The organism is Nocardiopsis sp. TNDT3 (genome assembly GCF_003427465.1).
Lineage (GTDB): Bacteria > Actinomycetota > Actinomycetes > Streptosporangiales > Streptosporangiaceae > Nocardiopsis > Nocardiopsis dassonvillei.
Genome location: NZ_QPFC01000767.1, coordinates 1 through 4,326, shown reverse-complemented (window position 1 = coordinate 4,326; position 4,326 = coordinate 1). Strand labels below are relative to the sequence as shown.

General features: G+C 72.1%; 4 protein-coding genes. 1 reads left to right on the top strand and 3 read right to left on the bottom strand.

Features of this window, described 5'->3' with window-relative positions; all coding sequences use genetic code 11:
• The 3 genes from DQW06_RS18965 to DQW06_RS18955 all read right to left on the bottom strand — a co-directional run.
• Window positions 1-756 (bottom strand): alcohol dehydrogenase catalytic domain-containing protein (locus DQW06_RS18965; protein WP_117199024.1); only part of this gene is annotated, 756 nt, incomplete at its 3' end.
• On the bottom strand, window positions 753-1,568 hold the full coding sequence (locus tag DQW06_RS18960) for an iron-sulfur cluster assembly protein (protein ID WP_198662491.1): 816 nt from the start codon (window positions 1,566-1,568) through the stop codon (window positions 753-755). The genes DQW06_RS18965 and DQW06_RS18960, both read right to left, overlap by 4 nt.
• Before the next feature lies 1 nt (window position 1,569).
• The gene (locus DQW06_RS18955) at window positions 1,570-2,580 is read right to left on the bottom strand and encodes an amidohydrolase family protein (RefSeq protein WP_117199023.1); all 1,011 of its coding nucleotides are present in this window, start codon (window positions 2,578-2,580) and stop codon (window positions 1,570-1,572) included.
• 157 nt (window positions 2,581-2,737) lie between these two features.
• Here DQW06_RS18955 and DQW06_RS18950 point away from each other — a divergent pair, with 157 nt between their 5' ends.
• A complete protein-coding gene (locus DQW06_RS18950) occupies window positions 2,738-4,270 on the top strand; it encodes a helix-turn-helix domain-containing protein (RefSeq protein WP_232833074.1) in 1,533 nt (510 codons plus the stop codon).
• Window positions 4,271-4,326: the final 56 nt, after the last annotated feature.

Here is a 4,326-nt window from a genome sequence, read left to right as displayed (position 1 = left end):
GTCCGAGGTCGCCCCGCCCTCCCCCACGAAGTCGATGACGGTCTCGGCGCCGTGGCCGCCGGTGAGTTCGAGGACCTGCTCGACCTGCGTGCCGTCCGCGACCACTCCGTGGTCCGCGCCGATCGAGGTGGCCAGGGCGACCGCGTCGGCGTTGCGGTCCACCGCGATGATCTCGGCCGCGGTGATCGCCTTGAGCACCTGGATGCCGATGTGCCCGAGGCCCCCGGCGCCGATCACCGCGCAGCGGTCGCCGGGACGCAGGCGGCGCGCGGCCTTGGCCGCCGCGTGGTAGGCGGTCAGCCCGGCGTCGGCGAGCGCGGCCACGTCGGAGGGTTCGAGGGAGTCGTCGATGCGCACCACGCTGCGCGCGGAGGTCTTGAGGTACTCGGCGTAGCCCCCGGCCGTGTCGATGCCGGGGAAGAGGTTGTTCTCGCAGTGGACGTCGTCACCGGAGCGGCAGGCCCGGCACAGGCCGCAGGTGATCAGCGGGTGCACGATGACCTTGTCGCCCTCGGAGACGTTGGTGACGCCGCTGCCCACGGCGTGCACCCAGCCCGCGTTCTCGTGGCCGATCGTGTAGGGCAGGGTGACACCGGACTTCTGGGCCCACTGCCCCTCCAGGATGTGGATGTCGGTGCGGCAGACTCCGGCGCCGCCGATCCTGACGATGACGTCGAAGGGACCGGTGACCTCCGGGGCGGGCACCTCCTCCATGCGCGGGTTCTGGCCGTAGCCGACGACCTGGACTGCCTTCATGACTGCCTCGCTTGAACGGTGAGCGGAAGTGTGTGGGCGGGCGGGGCCTGGTCGGCCTCCGACCCGGGGTAGCGGGTGCGCAGCAGCCCGCGGCAGAAGTGCGAGTTGCCCTCGATGGAGATCCGGGTGGAGCGGGCGAACCTCAGCCGCAGCGGGACCTCCTCGCGGGGGAAGGGGTCGCCGTGGTCGTCCACGAGCACACGCGCGGACGGGTCGCAGTTCAGCCCGAGCGCCGCGCGGCGCCGCAGCAGCGCCCGCCCCGCCCGGTCGTCGGGCAGGTCGGCGAGGGTGAGGTCGTGCAGGTCCTCCTCGGCCAGGCCGGGGTCCGCGCGCAGCAGCAGGGTCAGCGCCCGCTCCATCGCGGCGGCGTGGGCCTTGCGCCGGAAGACCAGGCGCAGCTCCTCCAGGTCCTCCTGCGCCTCGTCCCCGAACGTGCCGCGGTAGCCCGCGTCCGCGGCCAGGCCGCGGTTGATCCTCTCCGAGTCGTGGTGGTCGTCGAGGAGGACCGCGACCTCACGTACGCCGGACAGGTCGGTGAGCACGTCCTTGGCGTCGGAGGCCATGAGGTAGGCGAAGTTGGGCGCGCAGAACGAGGTGGGCAGCCGCAGGTGGACGGTGAGCGCGCCGCCGTCGGCCCTGACCGAGCGGACGAAGCCCAGGTCGGTGACGGGCTCGTCCAGCTCGGGGTCGTACACCGCGTCCAGCGCCCGCAGCGCCGCGAGTTCCAGTTCGGCGTCCTGCGGAGTCCCGGGTTCGGAGGCCGTGTGCGCGGTTTCCGGGCGCTCCAGTTCGGCGTGTCCGGGCGTGCGCATGTCAGGCCACCGCCTTGGCGTCGGCCTCGGCCGTCAGACCCAGCCCCTCGGGCACCTCGATGCCGTACATCGCGGCCGCGTTGAGCCCGAGGATCTTCTTCTTCTGGTCCACGGTGACCGACGCGTACTCGGTCATGTCCTCGGGGATCTGGAAGTCCACGAACTTCTCCACCAGCCAGCGCGGGGTCCACAGGGCGTAGTCGCTGGAGAACTGGATGCGGTCCTCGTCCAGCCAGTACAGCAGCTCGCCGAGGATCTGCGCGAAGTAGCGCGGCCGCGTGTGGATGAAGGGGATCGCCACCGCCAGGCCAGCGTGCACGTTGGGCTCCTGGGTCGCGATCCAGCAGAAGTCCTCCAGGCGGGGCAGCCCGCAGTGCTCCACCACGAAGTTGAGGTCGGGGAAGTCGGTCGCCGCGTGGTCCACGTCGGCCACGTCGAAGGCGTCGCGGTCCAGCGGCCGGATCGTGGGCCCCTTGTGGACGTGGATGTTGCGGATCCCGAGTTCCTGGCAGGTCTCCAGGTAGCGGTAGGTCCACGGGTCGTCCAGCTTGTACCCGCGCGAGCCCTCCTTCCACTCGGCGGTGTAGAGCTTGACCCCCTGGAGCCCGAACCGCTCGGCGTCGCGGCGCAGCCACTCCAGCCCCTCCTCCTCGAAGCGCGGGTCCCAGCAGTGGTTGTAGGTGAGCTTGTCGGGGTGGGCCTGGGTGAGCGCGAAGGCCTCCTCGGCCTGCCCGAACCCGTTGCGGTAGAAGGCGCCGAGGTGGGCGGGCTGGAAGATGGCGTGGTCGACGTAGCCGTCGGTGAACAGGTCGCGCATCAGGCGCTCGCCGCCGTAGTAGAGGAAGTCCTCGTACGGCCACAGCTCCGACTCCGGGCCGAGGTTGCGGTGGTAGTCGTAGAAGCAGTCGATGAACTGCTTGCCGTGGATGTTGAGCTGGTTCTCGGGACGCGCGTCCCACAGGGCCACGTGCGCGTCCACGACGAAGTAGTTCTCGCCGTCCTTGCTGTACATGCTTCCTCCCACGGGGCCGGGTCGAGTCGGCCGTTTCGCTGGAAGACTAGGGAGACGTACGCAACTCTGGCCTGTGTCGCGTGTCTCAGTTTGAGACAGCCGCTCCGAAGCCTCCGGGACACGGACGAGTAACCTGGCCGTCACGCGGCCCGGGCGGATGTACCGACCGTCCGCCCAGGTCGCGGCCGCAGAACCCCTGGAGGCCGACGTGCACGACCGGACGTGTTCACCGCCCAGACACGCACCCACCGACACCGCCGGACGGACACCGGTGAAAGCCCCGCGGTTGCGCGCCTCGTGGCGGCGCAGCGAGCACTACGGCGTCTCCGCCGAACGGGTGGAGCCCGCGTTCACCGGTTCCGTGGACACGGAGTCGCTGTTCTACGAGTGCGGCAACGAGGTCCTGCGGGGCATCCAGCGGACCATCGCCAACGAACCGGTGAGCCTGATGATCACCGACAGCGAGGGGCTGGTCCTGAGCAGGCTCGCCAACGACGCGGCGATCCTGCACTCGCTGGACCGGGTCCACCTCGCCCCCGGGTTCTCCTACGCCGAACGCGACGCGGGCACCAACGGCCTCGGGCTGGCCCTGGCCGACCGCGCGCCGTCGCTGGTCAGGGCGGAGGAGCACTACTGCACGGGGCTGCGCGGGTACACCTGCGCCGCCGCTCCGGTCCTGGACCCGTCCGACGGCACACTGGTCGGCAGCGTCAACCTGACCACCTGGTCGGAGTCCTCGTCGGCCCTGCTGCTGGCACTGGCCCAGTCCGCCGCGCAGAGCACGTCCGCGCTCATGCTCGCCCGGGGCACGGGGCGCCGTGTCCAGCCCGCGCCCAGGGGCGCGGTGTTCCGCTTCCGTGCCGCCGGCGGCGGACAGGCCGACGCCTGCGCGTCGCGGCTCTGGCGCGGCGCCGTCGCCGAGGCCCGCGAGGCGGTGGGCGGGCGGACGCTGGCGGTCGTGGGCGAGCCGGGTTCGGGCCGGACCTCCCTGGCCTCGCTCGCGCGGCGGCAGGTCAGCGCCCGGGAGAGGGTGCTCAACGCCCGTCCGCCCGCCGCGGAGGACGTGGACTCCTGGCTCACGCTCTGGACCCCCGAGCTGGCCAAGGACGACACGTGCGTGATCGTGTCCGGGGTGGAGGCGCTTCCGGCGTGGGGCGCGAGCGAGCTGGCCCGGCTGCTGGCCGGGGCGCGGCGCGGGGGCGGACGCCCCCAGCCCTTCGTGGTCACGGCGCGGAGTTTCGACGCGCTCCCCGAGGCGCTGCGGGAGCTGGTGGACACGGTGGTCGAGGCTCCTGCCCTGCGCCGCCGCCCGGAGGACGTGCTGCCGCTCGCGCGGCACTTCGCGCAGGGCGCCCGGGGGCGGACGATCGGCTTCACCCCGGCGGCCTCCCGCGCGCTCACCGACTACCACTGGCCGGGCAACGTCACCGAGCTGAAGCGGGCGGTGTGCGACGCGGCGCTGCGCGCGGACGTGGTCGACGTCCACCACCTGCCCGCCGAGGTCTTCCGGAGCAACGGCGGGCGCCGCCTCAGCCGCATCCAGGCCGTGGAACGCGACGAGATCATCCGCTGCCTGACCGCTCCGGGCGCGACCGTCGTCGGGGCCGCCGCCGAGCTGGGAATGGGGCGGGCGACCGTCTACCGCAAGATGCGCCAGTACAACATCCGGATGCCCCACCAGCAGGAGTAGGCGGTTGTCCGGCCGTGGAGGCTCCGGCGGGAACCAACGCTGAGTCACGGGTGGGG

Coding starts and splice junctions, on each gene's coding strand:
- DQW06_RS18950 (WP_232833074.1), top strand. CDS start 2,738: ATGTACCGACCGTCCGCCCAGGTCGCGGCCGCAGAACCCCTGGAGGCC.
- DQW06_RS18960 (WP_198662491.1), bottom strand. CDS start 1,568: ATGCGCACGCCCGGACACGCCGAACTGGAGCGCCCGGAAACCGCGCAC.
- DQW06_RS18955 (WP_117199023.1), bottom strand. CDS start 2,580: ATGTACAGCAAGGACGGCGAGAACTACTTCGTCGTGGACGCGCACGTG.